This window comes from Erwinia tasmaniensis Et1/99 (assembly GCF_000026185.1).
In the GTDB taxonomy this organism is placed as follows: domain Bacteria; phylum Pseudomonadota; class Gammaproteobacteria; order Enterobacterales; family Enterobacteriaceae; genus Erwinia; species Erwinia tasmaniensis.
The window spans coordinates 3,301,831-3,321,899 of the sequence record NC_010694.1 but is presented as its reverse complement, the minus strand read 5'-3'; the positions used below and the strand labels follow the sequence as shown (position 1 = coordinate 3,321,899).

The following is a 20,069-nucleotide window of genomic DNA, read 5'->3' as shown; positions in this document are numbered from 1 at the left end:
ACGCGGCACGCAGGTGCATTTGTCGTGAGCAGTGATTTCCGCATGCCGTGGCCCGTTATGCTATAGCCCGCCAGATTTATAGCTGCGTGCCGCCGGTGCGCCGTTGCTGGCGGGCGTTTTACGTCCGAGGGTTTCCATACGCACCTGGAACGGTGGGAACGGCATCTCCAGGCCGTGCTCCTGGAAGCCACGCAGGATCAGCTGGTGCAGCTCATGACGCAGCGGCATCCGGTGCCCCATCTCGGCGGCGTGAATACGCAGTTCAAATAACTGGATACCCTGCTGTAAGTCCACCAGGAAGGCCTCCGGCTGCGGCGTCTCCAGCACATAGCTACAGCGTTGCGCGGCCGTTAACAGCAGGTTGGTCACTTCGTCGCTGTTGGCTTCTGCCGGGGCCGGAATATTCAGCACTACGCGAGTCACAGAATCCGACAGCGACCAGTTAATAAACTGCTCGGTGATAAACGCCCTGTTAGGCACGATAATTTCTTTGCGATCCCAGTCAGTGATGGTGGTGGCGCGCGTATTAATCCGCGTGATGTTACCGGTCAGATCGCGGATGGTCACGGTATCGCCGATGCGGATCGGTTTTTCAAACAGAAGGATCAGGCCTGATATAAAGTTAGCGAAAATCTCCTGTAGACCAAAACCGAGCCCCAGGCTCAGACCGGCAACCAGCCACTGTAGTTTGGACCAGTCGATGCCAATCAGGGCAAAGCCCGTCAGGCTGCCGATCAGGATCAGCAGATATTTGGTCAGGGTGGTGATAGCGTAGCCAGTACCCGGCGTCAGGCTGATATGCTGTAGCAGCGCGAGTTCCAGCAAAGCGGGCATATTGCGTACCAGCTGGGTGGTGATAATCAGTACCAGGATGGCGATCATCACCGATCCGAGCGTAATGGGTTGCAGGCTTTCGACACCCTGGACGGTGGTGCTGACATCCCATAGCCGGATGTTTTCGAGGAAGCCAAAGGCGGAATGGATCTCCGACCACAGCAGGATCACCGAAACCAGAGCGATTAGCGTCAGGATAGAGCGCACCAGTCTGAGTGACCGCGCGCTGATGGCATCGAGGTCAATCACCGGTTCTTCGATTTCGATGTTGTCGGCGGCGGTCTGCTGAGCGGCCAGCTCTTCTTCACTGCGCGCGCGCTGGGCAAGGATCTCCGCCCGGCGCGTGCGCGCACGATCGAAGGCAATGCGTCGGCGCTGGATCAGCATCCATCGCCGAATAATATGGTAAATCACCAGCAGCAGGAACCAGATAACCAGCGAGGTTTCCAGCCTGGCTAATAGCGCCTGTGACGTTTCCAGGTAGCCAATACAGGAAGCCAGCGCCGCGACCAGGGGAATGGCGATCATCACATTCCACAATACGTTGTTGATAAAGTTCTCGCCGTTGCCTTCTTTATCAAGATGCAGCGGAATACCGGCACGTTTCAGGCTCACCGTCACTAAACTGAGCGCGCCGCAAATCAGGATAAAGCACAGGCGGCCGAGAGTCGGCGAGAACGCGCGTTCCGACAGGTTATCGAAGGCGATCAGCAGCATGATCAGAGGGATAACCAGCCCGATGCACAGCGAGTAGAAACGCATCGCGCGCGCCACGCGAATGCGCGGCCAGCGGAAATGTACGGTAAACAGTCCGTTATGACAGGCAAAGGCATTACAGATCATAAATGCCCATAGCAGCGGCACGCTGGCGGTCACGCCATCGCCAATAGCGACCGCAATCGGCCAGGGCCAGGCGTGCTGTAAGCCGTAGCCGAGAGCCGCCCAGAGTACCGGCAGCGGTAGCGCGACCAGGATGGACCAGAATACGGTGCGAAGCGTCAGGCTGAACTGATCCTGAGTGACCTTCCCCACTTTGCTGGAGGCTCGTTCAAGGAAAGCGCGGAAGTGGCGGCGTGAGCTGATGCTGACACCGACCAGCAAGACGGCGGCCAGCAGCGGCAGCAGGGTTTCATGGCTGGTGACCATCATGACCATGGCACCGCCTAACTGACCGAGGGTATCGAGTGACAGCAGACGCTTCAGGTCTTGTGCCAGTTCGATCGGAAAGCTGAAGTCGAGCGCGCTGACGTCGGCAGTCCAGAACAGGTAACGATGCGTGGCTTCTTTTACCTCATTCAGCGCATCGACCAGCTGGCTGTTGCCCACTTTTAACTTGGTCACCTCGAGGATCATGGCATCGCAGCCGGAAAGCAGTGAGGTCAGCATTTCGCGTTGGTTTTTTAACTGCGCGGCGAGAATGCGCTCCTGATCGCTGGTCAGGTTGCTGTTATCATCCTGGCGCAGCTGACGCAGCGAGGGCAGCTGTTCCAGCAGGTCTTCATAATGCAGGCGCTTGACGCGCAGCTCCGCCATCTCGCTATCCAGCTGCTGCGGTTTAGGCATTTCCGGCAGACGACTGACCTGCGCGCGCAGAGCTTCACCCAACACGCTCGACACCCCCAGCCACTGCGACTGTTCGCGAATGGTACTCAACGCCTGACGAACCTGGATGGTTTGATTAGTGGCGGTACGCTGCTGTGAGGCCAGCAGATCCATACGCTGCGCCTGCTGATTCAGCGCCGCTGAAAGCTCACGGTTAATACGGAACTGTTCAATAATACCTTTCGGCATATCGCCGCTGTCTTCCGCCAGCTGCTCGGTGCGTGCTAACGCCAGCTCGGCTTCGCGCTGACGCTGGCTATTCAGATGGTTGCGCAGCTCCTGCAATCTGGCATCCAGCTCTGTGGCTTTGCGCTGGTGGACTTCGGCGCGCATGCGCGCCAGCTCCTGACGATTATTGGCCGACAGCTGCGCCAGCTCCAGTTCGTCCAGCCGTGCTTTCTGTGCGGCGGATTCCGCCTGACGCTGGGCCCGCTGGGCCTGCGCTGCGCTGGTAACCGGGGATGGCTGCCCTTGCAGGCGGCGCTCAATCTCGCTCAGGGCGCGACGGACTTCGGTCTGCTGCTGCGGTAGCTGAGACAGCGAGTCGCTGATTTCCCGCGCACGATCCTGCTCCTGCTGGGCCTGGCGGCTCTCCTCCAGCAGCTGACTGCTAACTAACAGGGTTTCCTGTTCCAGCTCGGCGGCGCTCATCGTGCCGCGTAGCGGTTTTCTGCCGTCGGGCGGCGTAGCGATCTGCTGGCGTAACTCTCGCGACAGCTTGGGGAAATTATCAATAAACTGCTGATAATCCTGCGTACGGTCAAGAGACTGCTGGCGTTCTGCCAGCCAGTTAAGCGTAGACTGCAGCGCTTCGACCGTTGCCGTCTGACTCGTGCTGGTTTTGCCGGATTTTACCTCATCAAGTTCCTGCTTGATCTGCAACGGATCCGGTACGCCAGCGGCATAAACCGGCTGGAGTAAACTCCAGCCTAACAAAAGAGTCAGAATCAGACGTGACATGGCTATCCCGTTATGGGTGATGAAGGACGTCTTCGGCGCTCTCTTTCTGCAACGCAGTGGCGAGAGTTGCGCCCAGACGGGTTTGACTTCCGGCGGTCAGGCTTTCGGCCAGTTTCACTTTGCCAGGGGCAAACAGGTTAATCACCGTGGAGCCAAGTTTGAAGCGGCCCATCTCCTGACCTTTAAGCAACACCACGGCACCTTCTTCGTCGGCACCCGGCCAGCTCCAGCGCTTGATCACGCCTTCACGCGGTGGCGTAACGGTTCCCGACCACACGGTTTCGATGCTGCCGACGATGGTTGCCCCCACCAGAATTTGCACCATCGGGCCAAATTCAGTATCGAAGCGGCAGATGACGCGCTCATTGCGGGCAAACAGATTGGGGATATTTTGCGCCGTTAAGGGATTGACCGAATAGAGATCGCCCGGCACATAGATCATCTCACGCAGAATACCGTTACAAGGCATATGCACGCGGTGATAGTCGCGTGGCGCAAGGTAAGTGGTAACAAACTCGCCGTCGCGGAACATATCGGTCATGGCGGCATTGCCTGCCAGCAGCGCTTCCAGCGAGTAGGTGTGGCCCTTCGCCTGAAAAATCTGATCGCCTTCAATGGGGCCAAGCTGGCTGATCGCGCCATCCGCCGGCAGAACCAGCTGGTTAGGATCGGTTTCAATCGGGCGCGCCTCGTCGCGCAGCGGGCGCACGAAGAAGTCATTGAAGGTACGATAGCTGGCGGTATCAGGCTTCTGCGCCTCTTTCATATCAACCTTGTAGTACCAGACGAAAGCATCGATCACGGCTTTGGTTAACCGTCCGCCGCGTTTACCGGCACCCCAGCCAGCCAGTTCAGTCAGGGCTTTTTTAGGCAAGATATGGTTCAGGCCGAGTTTAATACGATCTAACACGTTAGCCTCCAGGCTCAAGCGAACTGCAAAAATTGAAGGGGCGGATTGTATCAGCGCCCGCCGTTTTAGGCTATGTCCAGCCCGATAGCTGGCCGTCACTCTTTGTCCGCAGAGAAGCTGCGGCGCGTTTTCGCCTGCACTTCTGACATACTTTCCAGAATATGGTGGTAGTTGACGAAGCGCGACGCGTCGATTTCGCCTTTATCTACCGCTTCGCGAATGGCGCAGCCCGGATCGGTATCATGTTTACAGTCGCGGAACTTACACCCCCCCAGGTAATCACGGAATTCGACAAATCCACGGGTGATTTGTTCCGGCTCAAGATGCCACAGACCAAATTCACGTACGCCGGGGGAATCTATAACGTCGCCGCCGTGCGGGAAATGGTATAGACGGGCGGCGGTGGTGGTGTGTTGCCCGAGGCCAGAAACATCGGAAACATCTTTCGTCAGGATCTCCTCATCGCCCAGCTCAAGGCCCAGCAGAGCATTCAGCAGGCTGGATTTGCCCACGCCGGACTGACCGGCGAAGATGCTGACGCGACCGATTAGCGCCTCTTCCAGTTCACGCAGGCCTTCTTTTTTATGGCTGGACACCATCAGCACGCGATAACCGATATGACGATAGATCTCCATCTGCTCATCGACAAACTCGCGGCCTTCATCATCGAGCAGGTCGGTTTTGTTCAGTACCAGCAACGGCTCAACGTTCAGGGTTTCACTGGCGACCAGATAGCGGTCGATAATATTGAGCGACAGCTCCGGCAGAATAGCCGACACGATCACGATCTGATTGATATTGGCGGCGATGGGTTTCACACCGTCGTAGAAGTCGGGGCGGGTGAGCACCGAAGTGCGCTCATGCACCGCTTCGACGATCCCTTTCACCGTCGCTCCTCCTTCCACGCCCGGTCGCCAGCGCACGCGGTCACCGGTGACCAGCGAGCGGATGGTGCGCCGAATATTACAGCGGTGTACGGAACCATCCGCATCTTCCACGTCGGCGTGCATACCAAACCGGCTGATCGCCACGCCGTCGCGCACTTCGCCGAACAGGTTGTCATCCGGTTCGGGTTTGTCAGCGCGCTGCTTCAGGCGACGATCGTGGTTGGCACTGACGCGACGCTGCTGACCTTTGGAGAGTTTGTTTTTGCTCACTGTTCCTCACACCGTTTCGGCATATTTCGCCCTGGCAGGGCAAAACGTCTATCATACACTTTAATTCACTACGATGCCGCCGAGACACACTATGACCGCAAATGCTAACAACCTGATTTGGATTGATCTTGAGATGACCGGGCTGAACCCGGAACAGGACCGCATTATTGAGATCGCCACGCTGGTGACGGATGCCGATCTGAATATTCTTGCCGAAGGCCCGGTATTTGCCGTGCATCAGTCCGACGCGCAGCTGGGACTGATGGATGAGTGGAACGTGCGTACCCACACCAACAGCGGCCTGGTCGAGCGGGTAAAAGCCAGCCAGGTCGATGACCGCGCCGCCGAGCTGGCAACCATTGAGTTCCTTAAACAGTGGGTGCCCGCTAACAGTTCGCCGATTTGCGGCAACAGCATCGGCCAGGATCGCCGCTTTCTGTTCAAATATATGCCGGAGCTGGAAGCTTACTTCCACTACCGATATCTGGATGTCAGCACGCTGAAAGAGCTGGCGCGCCGCTGGAAGCCGGAGATCCTGCCGGGCTTTAAGAAGCAGGGGACGCATCAGGCGCTGGATGATATTCGCGAGTCCGTAGCGGAGCTAGCCTACTACCGTGAACATTTTATCCAGCTGGCAGCGCCGCAGGCTGACTAATTCACGGAGAGCCTGGCGGCATAAAATCACCTTTTTTGCTGTTAAAGTCGCCACTACGCTGATTTAATCAGCGCTCAGCGCGTAAAATTAAAATTTTGTGGTTTACAGGGTTGCGGTGGAAAGAAATCCTCGTATAATGCGCAACCCGTAACGGTGATGAAATTTATCGTTACGCCTAAGCGGGAATAGCTCAGTTGGTAGAGCACGACCTTGCCAAGGTCGGGGTCGCGAGTTCGAGTCTCGTTTCCCGCTCCAAATTTTAGTATTAAAGCACCACCCAAGCGGGAATAGCTCAGTTGGTAGAGCACGACCTTGCCAAGGTCGGGGTCGCGAGTTCGAGTCTCGTTTCCCGCTCCAAAATTCAGGTTGCAAAGCGCTATAAGCGCCGTGCAAACTCACAAAAAAAGAGCCTTGCGGCTCTTTTTTTGTTTCCGTGCTGCCATCATCTAAGAGCGCACTGAACTATCCGCTCCTTTCGCCTCTTGCAGCCATGCCAGCCGCTAACGTCAGTGAAAGTGCTGCCGGTCTGTTCGGGCGCGGGTGAGGGCGTTTTGACAGATATGGGCGCACGGATAGTGGATGCACCGGATTGACTATCCGTTGCGTAATATTTGGCCAGGATAATTTTTTTTACGTACAAGTCTTGCCAGCGTAAAAAAACAGGTCCATAATGGCGACCTCTCTTGCAAAAGAGGCTGTTAAAAGTGATAGCAATCAATTAGTTAGAAACTTTTAGCGTAATAAATCAGCATCATATCTAAGCGGGAATAGCTCAGTTGGTAGAGCACGACCTTGCCAAGGTCGGGGTCGCGAGTTCGAGTCTCGTTTCCCGCTCCAAATTATATTTTCCTCAATTTTGCCAAAGATTGTCCACAGCTTCATTTGCTGTGCGAAAGCCCGGTTTTCCGCGATTTGAAATTGTTGTAAACAGAGTTATCCACAACGTCTGTTCGCAACAGCTGCCTTCACAGCGCCTGCCAATTTTTTCGCTAAATCTGTAACTTATTGTTTTTTTTTCTTATTTCGAATAACTCAATTTGTTATTTTAATCGCTTGCGTTTGCTGTGACGATTGAATGACAACGGTTTTTTATTTTTATGCACAGCGTGTGGAAAAGTTTGCGCTCTGCCGTTAACCTTCCTGTTATCACACCTCTTATCCGTCATTTTATCTCCTCGCCGTGCTCGTCACATTCTCAGATAAATTCATCCAGCCGGGCTTTTTAGGCTATTTCGACAATACTTTGTGGTGATCGCGACCAGCTCAAATGCGTATACCTTCCCCTGATGCGCGCTTTCGGTGCGCGAGCATGACGTGAGTCGCCCATGACCAGATGAGGCGAAATTCCTGATAGCGTACTTATTTAAACGGTCTAATGCGGAAGTCAGTCGATTTAAATCAATAGGATGAAAGATGAATAACATTAAACCGTCAAAAGAACGCACCGCTCTGCCTGAATCAGTCTGGCCAGCAGAGGCACTGACGCAGCTTGAACAAGAGGGGGCCGACTGTCTTGGTATCACCCTGTTCGAACTGATGCAGCGCGCCGGAGACGCGGCTTTTAAACTGCTTTGTCAGCAGTGGCCGGCAGCGCAACATTGGCTGATCCTCTGCGGACATGGTAACAACGGCGGCGATGGCTATGCCGTGGCCCGGCTGGCGAAGTCTGCCGGGCTGGCGGTCACGCTGGTTGCCGTTGACGGCAGCAAGTCCCCGCCGGAGGAAGCGCAGCAGGCGCGTGAAGCATGGCTGGCCGCGGGTGGCGTTATTCATGATGCGGCAATCGCATGGCCAGAATCGACGGACTTGATTATCGATGCTCTGCTGGGCACCGGGCTGAACCGCGCGCCGGGAAAGGCTTATGCTGCGCTGATCGACCGGGCTAATCATCATGTAGCGCCGGTTCTCTCGCTGGATATCCCCTCTGGGTTAGTGGCTGCTAACGGCACAACGCCCGGTGTAGTTATTCGCGCTGAGCATACTCTGACTTTTATTGCCCTTAAGCCTGGGCTGCTGACCGGGAAAGCGCGCGATGTTGTGGGGCAGTTGCATTACCACAGTCTGGGTTTGCAGCCGTGGCTGACCACGCGCTCCGCGCCGATGGCGCGCTACGATGCCAGCAATCTGGCGAACTGGCTGCCGCCGAGACGGCCAACATCGCATAAAGGCGATCATGGTCGCCTTCTGGTGATTGGTGGCGATCATGGCACCGCTGGTGCCATCCGTATGACGGCAGAAGCGGCGCTGCGAAGCGGGTCAGGGCTTGTGCGAGTACTCACTCACAAAGATAACGTAGGCCCGCTGCTCACCGCCCGTCCTGAGCTAATGGTACAGGAAATGAGTACTGCCTCTCTTGATGCCGGGCTGGAGTGGGCCGATGTGATTGTGATTGGTCCCGGACTTGGCCAGGGGGAATGGGGTAAAAAGGCACTTCAAAAAGTAGAAAACTCTCAGAAACCCATGCTCTGGGACGCCGATGCGCTTAACCTGCTGGCAATCAGCCCCGATAAACGTCAAAATCGAATCATTACGCCTCATCCCGGTGAAGCAGCCCGATTGCTGAATGTGAGAACTGACGAAGTTGAAAGTGACCGCTTACTTGCGGCGCGTCGTCTGGTCAAACGTTATGGTGGCGTTGTGGTGCTGAAAGGTGCCGGTACGTTGATTGCGGGCGGAGACAGGTTAGCGATGGCTGACGTAGGCAACGCCGGTATGGCCAGTGGGGGAATGGGAGATGTTTTATCTGGTATCATTGGCAGCCTGGTGGGGCAAAAGCTTCCGCTGTACGATGCCGCCTGCGCAGGATGCGTAGCGCATGGCGCGGCAGCTGATGCGGTGGCGCAACGCCGTGGTACTCGCGGTATGTTAGCCACCGATCTCTTTTCCGAGCTGCATTTATTTGTCAATCCTGAGATCTCGAATACGAAAGAATGAATACCTGTGTAATTGCACTGCCCGATGAGGCAGCAACCCTTGAATTGGGTGCCAGCCTGGCCCGCGCCTGTGAAGGTGCGGCGACCCTTTATCTGTATGGTTCCCTGGGAGCAGGTAAAACCACCTTCAGTCGCGGATTTTTGCAGGCGCTTGGCCACCAGGGCAACGTGAAAAGCCCCACTTATACTCTGGTTGAACCTTATGTGTTGCCCGACCGTCGGGTGTATCACTTTGACCTTTATCGTCTGTCCGATCCGGAAGAGCTGGAGTTTATGGGGATACGTGACTACTTTGGCCCTGACAGTTTGTGTCTGGTTGAGTGGCCCCAGCAAGGTACGGGCGTGCTGCCTGAACCCGATCTGGAGCTGCATCTTAGCTATCAGGGCCACGCGCGTGAAGCTCTGCTACGTGCCTGCTCGCCAGCCGGTGAGATTATGGTACAGCGCATCGCCGCTGAACGAGGTGAGGCATGATAAGGCGCTTCAGGTGCTGGTGCATACTGGTCCTCTTCTGCTGTTCATTTGCCGCTCTGGCCACCAACCTGTCAGATATCAACGTTTCTAACGGTAGCAATGAAGCGCAGGTCACCCTGAGCTTTGCTGGTCAGCCGGTGTATGCCTTTTTCCCGCTGCACAACCCCGAACGTGTGGTGCTGGATATTCGGCAAAGCGCCATTGTACGCGGGCTGCCGCTCGACTTCAGCGGCGACAATATCGTCAAACGTATTCGTGCCAGTAACGCAAAAGACAGCCAAAGCATTCGCCTGGTCTTTGATTTAACCCGACGTGGCAAAACCCGTGCGCTTACCCAGCGCGACGGCAGCCGTTACAACGTGGTGTTTACCATTACCGGCAACCAGACCGCACCGGCGACGAGCCGCACCGTTAACGCCAGCGGCAACGTGATATCGCGCCCGATCAATGCTCCGGCGAAAAGCCCATTTGATGCGAATCGCGTCACGAAGGTAAGCAGCGGCAATGAAGTGGCTCGTCCGCGCCGCGCGCGCAGCGTCAGCGATACGGTGATTGTCGCCATTGATGCCGGACACGGCGGGCAGGACCCCGGCGCGATTGGCGGTGGGGGGCTGAAAGAAAAAAATGTCACTATCGGCATCGCCCACAAATTAAAAGCGCTGTTAAATGCCGACCCGATGTTTAAAGGGGTGATGACCCGTGACGGCGACTATTTTATTTCCGTGATGGGCCGTTCGGACGTGGCACGTAAGCAGAATGCCAATCTGCTGGTCTCCATTCACGCCGATGCCGCGCCCAATCGTAGCGCTTCCGGCGCTTCGGTATGGGTGCTGTCAAACCGCCGCGCCAATAGCGAAATGGCGGGCTGGCTGGAGCAGCACGAGAAGCAGTCTGAGCTATTGGGCGGTGCCGGCGACCTGCTGGCCAACAGCCAGACGGACCCGTACCTGAGCCAGGCGGTGCTGGACCTGCAGTTCGGCCACTCGCAAAGGGTTGGATATGATGTGGCCGTCAAGGTTATCTCACAGCTGCAACGTGTGGGGACGCTGCATAAACGTAAGCCGGAACATGCCAGCCTGGGCGTACTGCGCTCGCCGGATATTCCTTCCTTGCTGGTGGAAACCGGCTTTATCAGCAACCCTTCGGAGGAGCGGCTGCTTGGCAGTAGCGCTTACCAGCAGAAGATTGCCGAGTCGATATACAAAGGCTTGCGCAACTACTTCCTGGCGCACCCGCTACAATCCGTCCCAAAGGAGGAAAACCGACCGTTGCAGTCCGCAGCGGCGGTTAAAACAGCGATAAACCCGTCTCCGGTGGGCACGTTGTCTGCCGCTGCCGGCCAGCGCCACGTGGTGAAACGTGGGGAGACGCTGTCCGGAATTGCCGCAGAGTATGGCGTCAGCATGGCGACCCTGCGTGCGATGAACACGTTGAAAAAAGACGTGGTGTGGGTAGGACAGCGCCTGAAAGTGCCGGCGGGGAGTCAGCCTGTGATCGCGGCAACGCGTGAAAGGCCAGTCAAGCACAAAGTGGTGCGCGGCGATTCGTTGACGCAAATTGCCGCCCATTACGGCGTCAGCCCACAGGCCGTCCGGCAGGCAAATAAACTGAAGTCGCAGAATGTGATGCTGGGACAGACGCTGATTATACCCACCCCATAACCTAAGGATATTCAATGGCCATTCAGGTTTTACCGCCGCAGCTTGCTAACCAGATCGCCGCCGGAGAGGTGGTTGAACGCCCGGCGTCTGTGGTAAAGGAGCTGGTGGAAAACAGCCTGGACGCCGGGGCCACACGCATTGATATCGACATCGAAAAGGGCGGCGCGAAGCTGATCCGCATTCGTGATAACGGCTGCGGGATTGCTAAAGATGAGCTGGCGATGGCATTAGCGCGTCATGCTACCAGCAAAATTACCAGCCTGGATGACCTTGAGGCAATCATCAGCCTTGGCTTCCGTGGTGAGGCGCTGGCCAGTATCAGTTCGGTATCGCGCCTGACGCTCACCTCGCGTACAGAGGCGCAAACCGAAGCCTGGCAGGCCTATGCGGAGGGGCGCGATCAGGCGGTGACGGTTAAGCCTGCTGCGCATCCGGTGGGCACCACGCTCGAAGTGCTCGATCTGTTTTATAATACGCCGGCGCGGCGCAAATTTATGCGCACCGAGAAAACCGAATTCACCCACATTGATGAGATTATCCGGCGTATTGCGCTGGTGCGCTTTGACGTTGCCATATCGCTCACGCATAACGGCAAGCTGGTACGCCAATACCGCGCGGTAAGCGATGACGGCCAGCGAGAGCGTCGTCTTGGCGCGATTTGCGGCACGGCCTTTCTCTCCCACGCTCTTAAGATTGACTGGCAGCATGGTGAGCTGAGTCTGCACGGCTGGGTGGCCGACCCGTCCGGTTCAAAAGCGCTAAGCGAACTGCAATACTGTTACGTCAACGGGCGTATGATGCGTGACCGCCTGATTAATCATGCCATCCGTCAGGCCTACGAGGACAAGCTAGGCGATCGGCATCAGCCTGCTTATGTACTCTATCTGGAAATCGATCCGCATCAGGTGGATGTCAACGTTCACCCGGCCAAACATGAGGTGCGCTTTCATCAGTCGCGGCTGGTGCACGACTTTATTTATCAGGGCGTGGTCAGCGTGTTACAGGAAAGCGGCGCGGAAACGCTGCCGGAAATTGCCACGGCCCAGCCCGCCGAACGCTGGCAGCCGGAAAACCGCCAGGCGGCGGGAGGTAACCACTTCGCCACCCCTGCGCCAGCCGCTGCTCCGCGTCCGGCTTCAACCGCCAGCAGCAGCTGGCAGCGCCAGGAACCGGTGTATCAAAAGCGTGAAGGTGCGGCCTATCAGCAGCTGTTGCAAACGCCCACGCGCAGTGAAGAGCCGCCGCTTTCACCTGCATCCGTAACGCAGAACGATGCGCCTGCGTTGAGCGCGCATGCGCAGAGCTTTGGTCGCGTCCTGACGATAGTTCGGGAACAGTACGCACTGCTTGAAGGCAAAAAAGGCCTGGCGCTGCTGGCGTTAACGGTGGCCGAGCGCTGGCTGAAGCAGGCGCAGCTGGAACCCGGTAGTGAGGGGCTGAGGCCTCAGCCGTTGCTGATCCCGGTGCGATTAAAGCTGGATAAGGCTGAACGTGATGCCGGGAACCGTTGCAGCGAACTGCTGAATCAGATGGGTATTGACCTGAAGTTCGATGCGCATCACGTGATGCTGCGTGCCGTGCCTTTACCGTTACGCCAACAAAATTTACAAAACTTGATTCCAGAAATGTTAGGGTATTTGGCCCAGCATCAGGATGTTACAGCATTCCAACTGGCGCAGTGGTTCGCGCGTCAGTCGGCATCTGAGCATCAGCACTGGAATCACTCGCAGGCGATTACCCTGTTGGCAGAAGTCGAAAGGCTCTGTCCAACCTTAGTGAAATCGCCACCTTCTGGATTATTGCAAAACGTCGATATTGAAATGGCGATGAACGCCCTGAAGCATGAGTGAACAAACCACGGCTGGCCTGCCTAAGGCAATATTTTTGATGGGGCCGACGGCTTCCGGCAAGACGGCATTGGCGATCGCGTTACGTCAGGCGCTGCCGGTAGAGCTGATCAGCGTTGATTCAGCGCTGATCTATCGCGGTATGGATATTGGCACCGCTAAACCCTCTGCCGAGGAGCTGGCGCTTGCACCCCATCGCCTGCTGGACATTCGCGATCCCTCGGAGGCTTATTCTGCCGCTGAGTTTCGCCGCGATGCACTGGTTGAAATGGCGGAAATTACCCGACGTGGCAATATTCCGCTGCTTGTTGGTGGCACCATGCTCTACTACAAGGCGTTACTGGAAGGATTATCGCCGTTGCCCTCGGCGGATCCAGAGGTACGTCAGCGTATAGAGCAAATGGCGGGTGAAGCAGGATGGGAGGCTTTGCACCGTCAATTATGTGATATAGATCCCGTTGCGGCCAATCGTATTCATCCGAATGATCCGCAGAGACTCTCGCGAGCACTGGAAGTTTTTTTTATTTCGGGTAAAACTTTAACCGAGCTGACAAAAATATCGGGTGAGATTCTGCCATATGATGTCTCGCAGTTTGCTATCGCACCTGCGAGCCGCGAACTGATCCATCAGCGCATTGAGCAGCGTTTTCACCAGATGCTGGCGTCAGGATTTGAAGCGGAGGCTCGGGCTCTCTTTGCACGAGGTGATTTGCATACGGAAATGCCTTCCATTCGTTGTGTCGGTTATCGCCAGATGTGGTCATATCTGGCGGGTGAAACTGACTACGATGACATGGTTTATCGAGGAATTTGTGCGACACGGCAGCTGGCTAAGCGTCAGATGACATGGCTACGCGGCTGGAAAGATGTTCACTGGCTTGACAGCGAACAACCTGATGCGGCGTATAGCAGAGTGTTACAGGTTCTTAGTGCGAAGCCTGGGTGATTGTGTACAATTGGTGCATGACTTTGCGCAAATTTTTTTCGTCATATTTCGAGCCGCATGGTTCTTAAGTTACAAACAACAAGCATATAAGGAAAAGACAGAATGGCTAAGGGGCAATCATTACAAGATCCGTTCTTGAACGCACTGCGTCGCGAACGTGTTCCAGTTTCGATTTATCTAGTAAATGGCATCAAACTGCAGGGCCAGATCGAGTCGTTTGACCAGTTTGTAATTCTTTTGAAAAACACGGTTAGTCAGATGGTGTACAAGCACGCTATTTCTACCGTTGTTCCGTCCCGTCCGGTTTCTCATCACAGCAATAATACCGGTGGCGGCAGCAACAACTATCATCACGGTAGCAGCCCGGCACCTTCATCTCAGCCTCAGCAAGATAGTGCTGACGCCGAATAATTCGCGTGGCTGTTCCTCCATGACGGGGAGTCTTTGTGTCCCGGATCCCCGTTGTGGGCGTGTCTCGAAGTGGTAATAACATATCGTCTGGTTTAGCTCATTGCGCAGCTGATATGATCTCAGGCCGTGCAAAATGTCGTTTTTACACCGGACGCTTATCCTGAGTCTGATATTGACGCAGTATGGCCAACGCACAGCAGGTTCAACAAGGTATTGAGAGGTTTTAAGTTTGTTTGACCGTTATGATGCCGGTGAGCAGGCCGTACTGGTTCACATCTATTTCTCGCAAGAAAAAAATACGGATGATTTACAGGAATTTGAAACCCTGGTGTCATCCGCTGGCGTTGAAGCGCTGCGTGTCGTCACCGGCAGCCGTAAAGCGCCTCACCCTAAATTTTTTGTTGGCGAGGGAAAAGCTGTTGAAATTGCCGATGCGGTAAAAGAGAGTGGGGCCACGGTGGTGCTATTCGATCATGCCCTGAGCCCGGCGCAGGAGCGTAATCTCGAAGCGCTGTGCGAATGCCGCGTTATCGATCGCACCGGGCTTATCCTGGATATCTTTGCGCAACGCGCCCGTACCCACGAGGGTAAATTGCAGGTTGAGCTGGCACAGCTGCGCCATCTTGCTACGCGTCTGGTGCGCGGTTGGACGCATCTTGAGCGGCAGAAAGGCGGTATTGGCCTGCGCGGCCCGGGTGAAACCCAGCTGGAAACCGACCGCCGTTTACTGCGTAACCGTATCACCCTTATTCTTTCTCGCCTTGAGCGCGTGTCAAAACAGCGTGAGCAGGGCAGACAAGCACGCAATAAAGCGGATGTGCCAACCGTGTCGCTGGTGGGTTATACCAATGCGGGTAAATCTACCTTGTTTAATCGCCTCACCTCGGCGGAGGTGTATGCTGCCGACCAGCTGTTTGCCACTCTCGACCCTACGTTACGTCGTGTCGATGTTGCTGATGTAGGCGAAGTGGTGTTGGCCGATACCGTTGGCTTTATCCGCCATTTGCCCCATGACCTGGTAGCAGCATTTAAAGCCACTTTGCAGGAGACCCGTGAAGCGGCTCTTTTACTGCATATCGTCGATGCGGCGGATCTCAGGATCGAAGAGAACATCGATGCGGTGAACGTGGTACTGGAAGAAATAGAGTCCGATGAGATCCCCAGCCTGCTGGTGATGAACAAAATTGATATGCTGGACGGCTTTGTACCGCGTATCGATCGTGATGAAGAAAATCTGCCCGTCAGGGTGTGGCTTTCCGCGCAAACCGGAGAGGGCATTCCGCTGCTATTCCAGGCGCTGACCGAGCGCTTAGCGGGTGAAATTGCGCAGTTTGAGTTATGTCTCCCGCCGGCGGCAGGACGGTTGCGTAGTCGCTTCTACCAACTGCAGGCGATAGAAAAAGAGTGGAATGAAGAGGATGGCAGCCTGGGGTTACAGGTACGTATGCCGATCATCGACTGGCGCCGACTGTGCAAGCAGGAACCGGAGCTGGTGGATTTCATTGTTTAACAAGGCTATGTTTCGGCAGCGAGGCTCGCGCGCAGTGGCGGGACGCAGCCTGATTTTGCCCGACATGCGTATCCCGTTTTGGGATACCACCGCACACACAATCAATGGAGTATAAACATGGCGTGGAATCAGCCCGGAAATAACGGACAGGACCGCGACCCGTGGGGAAGCAGCAATAATAAAGGCGGCAACTCTGGGGGAAATAAAGGGGGGCGCGATAAAGGGCCACCTGATTTAGATGATATCTTCCGTAAGCTGAGCGGTAAGCTTGGCGGTCTGGGCGGTGGTAAAAAAGGCGGTGACGGCAACGGTACTGCGCAGCGTAACGCGGGAAATGGCGGACGTCTGGTGAGTATTGTGGCCGTGGCTGCGGTCGTTATCTGGGCGGCGAGCGGTTTTTATACCATCAAAGAGGCAGAACGTGGCGTGGTGACGCGCTTCGGTAAATTTAGCCATCAGGTTGAGCCTGGTCTGAACTGGAAACCGACCTTTATCGATCGGGTGCGTGCGGTCAACGTCGAGGCGGTACGCGAGCTGTCAGCTTCAGGCACCATGCTCACCTCCGATGAAAATGTGGTACGTGTTGAAATGAACGTGCAGTACCGCGTAACGAACCCGGAACGCTATCTGTTTGCCGTGACCAGCGCTGATGACAGCCTGCGTCAGGCCACTGACAGCGCCCTGCGTGGCGTCATCGGCCGTTCGACCATGGATCGTATTCTGACCGAAGGCCGAACCGTTGTGCGTAGCGAAACCCAGCGCGAGCTGGAGGAAACGATCCGTCCGTACGACATGGGTATTACCCTGCTGGACGTCAACTTCCAGACGGCGCGTCCGCCTGAAGCGGTGAAAGCGGCTTTCGATGATGCGATTGCCGCGCGTGAAAACCGTGAGCAGGCGGTGCGTGAAGCCGAAGCCTATGCTAACGATAAGCTGCCGCGTGCGCGTGGTGATGCGCAGGGTATCCTGGAACAGGCCCGTGCTTATAAAGCGCGCGTCACCCTGGAAGCACAGGGTGAGGTGGACAGCTTTGCACGTATCCTGCCGGAATATAAGGCCGCACCGCAGATCACGCGCGAACGTCTGTATATCGAAACCATGGAGCGTGTGCTGGGCCATACGCGCAAGGTTTTGGTTAACGATAAAGGCAGCAACCTGATGGTGCTACCGCTGGACCAGCTGATGCGCGGGCAGGCTGGTGCATCCACCGGAAATGCCCAGGACGGCAGCAGCAGTCTGCTGCGCCTGCCTCCTGCGTCTGGCAGCAACGAGCGTGCGAACAGCCGTTCATCGTTCAGTCCGGGTGACATTATGGATCAGCGCCGGGTGAATGCTCAGCGTTCCGATACCCAGCGCGAAGGGAGAGAATAAGCGATGCGTAAGCCATTAATCGTTGTATTGATTGTTGTGCTGGTGGTGCTGTACGCGTCACTGTTTGTTGTGCAGGAAGGCCAGCGCGGCATCGTGATGCGCTTCGGCAAAGTTCTGCGCGATGACGAAAATAAACCGCTGGTGTATGCGCCAGGCCTGCATTTCAAAGTTCCGTTCCTGGAGTCGGTGAAGTCACTGGACGCACGTATCCAGGCCATGGACAACCAGGCCGACCGCTTTATCACCAAAGAGAAGAAAGATCTGATCGTTGATTCCTACATCAAATGGCGGATCAGCGACTTCAGCCGTTACTATTTGGCCACCGGTGGCGGTGATGTATCTCAGGCCGAAGTCCTGCTGAAACGTAAGTTCAGCGACCGTCTGCGTTCAGAGATTGGTCGTCTGGACGTCAAGGACATCGTTACCGATTCCCGTGGTCGTCTGACTACTGACGTCCGCGATGCGCTGAACGCCGGCACCGCGGGCCAGGATGATGACGTGGCAACGCCGGCGGCTGATGATGCAATTGCTTCAGTGGCTAAGCGTGTTGAAAGAGAGACCAGCGGCAACGAACCTGCTATTAACCCGAACAGCATGGCTGCGCTGGGCATTCAGGTCGTGGATGTGCGTATCAAGCAGATCAATCTGCCGACCGAAGTTTCTGACGCCATCTATGCACGTATGCGTGCCGAGCGTGAATCCGTTGCCCGTAGCCAGCGTGCTCAGGGTGCGGAAGAAGCGGCGAAAGTGCGTGCGCAGGCGGATTATGAGGTGGAGCGTACGCTGGCAGAAGCTCGACGTCAGGCGCTGATTACTCAGGGTGAAGGTGATGCGGAAGCCGCAAAACTGTTTGCTGACGCGTTCAGCAAAGATCCAGACTTCTACGCGTTCGTGCGTAGCCTGCGTGCTTACGATAACAGCTTCAAGAGCAATCAGGACGTGATGGTTCTTAGCCCTGATAGCGACTTCTTCCGCTTTATGAAGAGCCCTGCTACCGCCACGCGTTAACAGGATGATAAACAGTCAAAGGGCCGGATTTTCCGGCCCTTTTTTTATGGCAATAATGGCGGTGCGAATAACTATGAATATAACCGTGTGGATGGCGCTGGGATTAGTGCTGGTACTGGAGGGATTAGGACCGATGCTCTCACCACGCCTGTGGCGGCGCATGATTATCAGTATGGCACGCATGCCGGACGGCCTTCTTCGCCGGGTTGGAGGTGGGCTGGTCGTCGCTGGCGCAGTGATCTATTCCATGTTGAGCCGTGGTCATGCCGGGTGAACAGGTGATTGAGGGGCTGCGCAAAGCGCGTTGCAGGTAAAAAAGAGCGCAATCGTATGCTAAAACAGCTGAAAGAGGAAAATGACGATGGTAGAATCCTTTTTTAAGCAATCGGTGATTTTGAAAAATGGGTAAGAACGTCGTCGTACTGGGCACCCAATGGGGTGACGAAGGTAAAGGTAAGATTGTTGACCTTCTGACAGAGCGTGCTAAATATGTAGTACGCTACCAGGGAGGCCATAACGCTGGCCATACGCTAGTCATCAACGGTGAGAAAACCGTCCTCCACTTAATTCCATCTGGCATTCTGCGTGAAAACGTCACCAGCATCATCGGCAACGGTGTTGTGCTGTCTCCGGCCGCGCTGATGAAAGAGATGAAAGGTCTGGAAGATCGTGGTTTCCCGGTACGCGAACGTCTGTTCATTTCCGAAGCCTGCCCGCTGATCCTTGAGTATCATGTGGCGCTGGACGTGGCGCGTGAAAAAGCACGCGGTGCGAAAGCGATCGGCACAACCGGTCGCGGTATCGGGCCTGCTTATGAAGATAAAGTGGCCCGCCGCGGTCTGCGCGTAGGGGACCTGTTCAATAAAGAGACCTTCGCTGCGAAGCTGAAAGAAGTGATGGAGTATCACAATTTCCAGCTGGTGAACTATTACAAAGCTGAAGCGGTCGACTACGACAAAGTGCTGGCGGACGTCATGGCGATTGCCGATATTCTGACCGGCATGGTGGTTGACGTTTCAGAACTGCTGGACGGCGCGCGTCAGCGTGGCGACCTGATCATGTTTGAAGGCGCTCAGGGCACGCTGTTGGACATCGATCACGGTACCTATCCGTACGTGACGTCTTCCAACACCACTGCCGGTGGCGTAGCAACCGGTTCAGGTATTGGTCCGCGTTATGTCGATTACGTGCTGGGCATTGTCAAAGCCTACTCAACCCGTGTCGGCGCAGGCCCGTTCCCAACGGAACTGTTCGATGAAACCGGCGAGTTTCTGTGCAAGCAGGGTAACGAGTTTGGCGCGACCACCGGCCGCCGCCGCCGTACCGGCTGGCTGGATGCGGTTGCCGTGCGCCGTGCGGTTCAGATCAACTCCCTGTCAGGTTTTTGCATGACCAAACTGGACGTGCTGGACGGCCTGAAAGAGGTGAAGCTCTGTGTGGCTTATCGCATGCCGGATGGCAGCGAAGTGACCACGACGCCGCTGGCAGCAGAGGGCTGGGAAGGCATTGAGCCAATCTATGAAACGCTGCCAGGCTGGAGCGAAACGACCTTCGGCGTGAAAACGCTGGACGGTCTGCCACAGGCCGCACGTGACTACATCAAGCGTGTTGAAGAGGTGACCGGCGTGCCGGTGGATATTATCTCTACCGGTCCAGACCGTAGCGAAACCATGATTTTGCGCGATCCGTTTGACGCATAATTCTGTTTCAGGCCGGGCGTTGCCCGGCCAGCATTTACTGCGCACCGGTGCTCTACCGTTCCCGTCTGTTGTTGTCGCTTATTCCCGCTG

General features: G+C 55.9%; 15 protein-coding genes and 3 tRNA genes. 15 read left to right on the top strand and 3 right to left on the bottom strand.

Annotated features, from left to right (window positions below; all coding sequences use genetic code 11):
• Positions 1-60: 60 nt before the first annotated feature.
• From mscM to rsgA, 3 genes are all read right to left on the bottom strand, one after another.
• Positions 61-3,396: a miniconductance mechanosensitive channel MscM gene (mscM, locus tag ETA_RS16080; RefSeq protein WP_012442674.1), complete on the bottom strand. Its 3,336-nt coding sequence runs from the start codon at positions 3,394-3,396 to the stop codon at positions 61-63.
• Positions 3,397-3,406: 10 nt separating this feature from the next.
• Positions 3,407-4,306, bottom strand: coding sequence for an archaetidylserine decarboxylase (gene asd, locus ETA_RS16075; protein WP_012442673.1), 900 nt, complete (start codon positions 4,304-4,306; stop codon positions 3,407-3,409).
• Positions 4,307-4,401: 95 nt separating this feature from the next.
• A complete protein-coding gene (rsgA, locus tag ETA_RS16070; protein WP_012442672.1) occupies positions 4,402-5,463 on the bottom strand; it encodes a small ribosomal subunit biogenesis GTPase RsgA in 1,062 nt (353 codons plus the stop codon).
• Positions 5,464-5,554: 91 nt separating this feature from the next.
• Between rsgA and orn the strand changes: the two genes are divergently transcribed.
• The 15 genes from orn (at position 5,555) to ETA_RS15995 (ending at position 19,979) form a co-directional block, all read left to right on the top strand.
• Positions 5,555-6,118: an oligoribonuclease gene (orn, locus tag ETA_RS16065; RefSeq protein WP_012442671.1), complete on the top strand. Its 564-nt coding sequence runs from the start codon at positions 5,555-5,557 to the stop codon at positions 6,116-6,118.
• A gap of 179 nt (positions 6,119-6,297) precedes the next feature.
• A tRNA-Gly gene (locus tag ETA_RS16060) sits at positions 6,298-6,373 on the top strand.
• A 26-nt stretch (positions 6,374-6,399) separates the two neighbouring features.
• Positions 6,400-6,475: transfer RNA gene (locus ETA_RS16055), tRNA-Gly, on the top strand.
• Between the two features lie 404 nt (positions 6,476-6,879).
• A tRNA-Gly gene (locus ETA_RS16050) sits at positions 6,880-6,955 on the top strand.
• Between the two features lie 576 nt (positions 6,956-7,531).
• Positions 7,532-9,052 carry a bifunctional ADP-dependent NAD(P)H-hydrate dehydratase/NAD(P)H-hydrate epimerase gene (gene nnr / locus ETA_RS16045; RefSeq protein ID WP_012442670.1) on the top strand — a complete coding sequence of 507 codons (1,521 nt, stop codon included), beginning with the start codon at positions 7,532-7,534 and terminating at the stop codon, positions 9,050-9,052.
• A complete protein-coding gene (tsaE, locus tag ETA_RS16040) occupies positions 9,049-9,525 on the top strand; it encodes a tRNA (adenosine(37)-N6)-threonylcarbamoyltransferase complex ATPase subunit type 1 TsaE (protein ID WP_012442669.1) in 477 nt (158 codons plus the stop codon). Before nnr ends, tsaE begins: the two co-directional genes overlap by 4 nt.
• Positions 9,522-11,186, top strand: coding sequence for an N-acetylmuramoyl-L-alanine amidase AmiB (gene amiB / locus ETA_RS16035; protein WP_012442668.1), 1,665 nt, complete (start codon positions 9,522-9,524; stop codon positions 11,184-11,186). The genes tsaE and amiB overlap by 4 nt, the downstream gene beginning before the upstream one ends.
• A gap of 14 nt (positions 11,187-11,200) precedes the next feature.
• Entirely contained in the window at positions 11,201-13,036 is a 1,836-nt protein-coding gene (mutL, locus tag ETA_RS16030) for a DNA mismatch repair endonuclease MutL (RefSeq protein ID WP_012442667.1), read from the top strand.
• Positions 13,029-13,979, top strand: a complete 951-nt coding sequence (gene miaA / locus ETA_RS16025) for a tRNA (adenosine(37)-N6)-dimethylallyltransferase MiaA (protein ID WP_012442666.1) — start codon at positions 13,029-13,031, stop codon at positions 13,977-13,979. The genes mutL and miaA overlap by 8 nt, the downstream gene beginning before the upstream one ends.
• A 102-nt stretch (positions 13,980-14,081) precedes the next feature.
• The gene (gene hfq / locus ETA_RS16020) at positions 14,082-14,390 is read left to right on the top strand and encodes an RNA chaperone Hfq (RefSeq protein ID WP_012442665.1); all 309 of its coding nucleotides are present in this window, start codon (positions 14,082-14,084) and stop codon (positions 14,388-14,390) included.
• 229 nt (positions 14,391-14,619) lie between these two features.
• Positions 14,620-15,900 carry a ribosome rescue GTPase HflX gene (hflX, locus tag ETA_RS16015; RefSeq protein ID WP_012442664.1) on the top strand — a complete coding sequence of 427 codons (1,281 nt, stop codon included), beginning with the start codon at positions 14,620-14,622 and terminating at the stop codon, positions 15,898-15,900.
• 117 nt (positions 15,901-16,017) lie between these two features.
• Positions 16,018-17,271, top strand: a complete 1,254-nt coding sequence (hflK, locus tag ETA_RS16010) for an FtsH protease activity modulator HflK (RefSeq protein ID WP_012442663.1) — start codon at positions 16,018-16,020, stop codon at positions 17,269-17,271.
• Between the two features lie 3 nt (positions 17,272-17,274).
• Positions 17,275-18,279, top strand: coding sequence for a protease modulator HflC (gene hflC, locus ETA_RS16005; protein ID WP_012442662.1), 1,005 nt, complete (start codon positions 17,275-17,277; stop codon positions 18,277-18,279).
• Positions 18,280-18,352: 73 nt separating this feature from the next.
• Complete coding sequence (locus ETA_RS16000; protein WP_042959157.1) at positions 18,353-18,553, top strand: DUF2065 domain-containing protein; 201 nt, start codon at positions 18,353-18,355, stop codon at positions 18,551-18,553.
• 127 nt (positions 18,554-18,680) lie between these two features.
• Positions 18,681-19,979: an adenylosuccinate synthase gene (locus ETA_RS15995; protein ID WP_012442660.1), complete on the top strand. Its 1,299-nt coding sequence runs from the start codon at positions 18,681-18,683 to the stop codon at positions 19,977-19,979.
• The last annotated feature ends 90 nt before the right edge of the window (positions 19,980-20,069 follow it).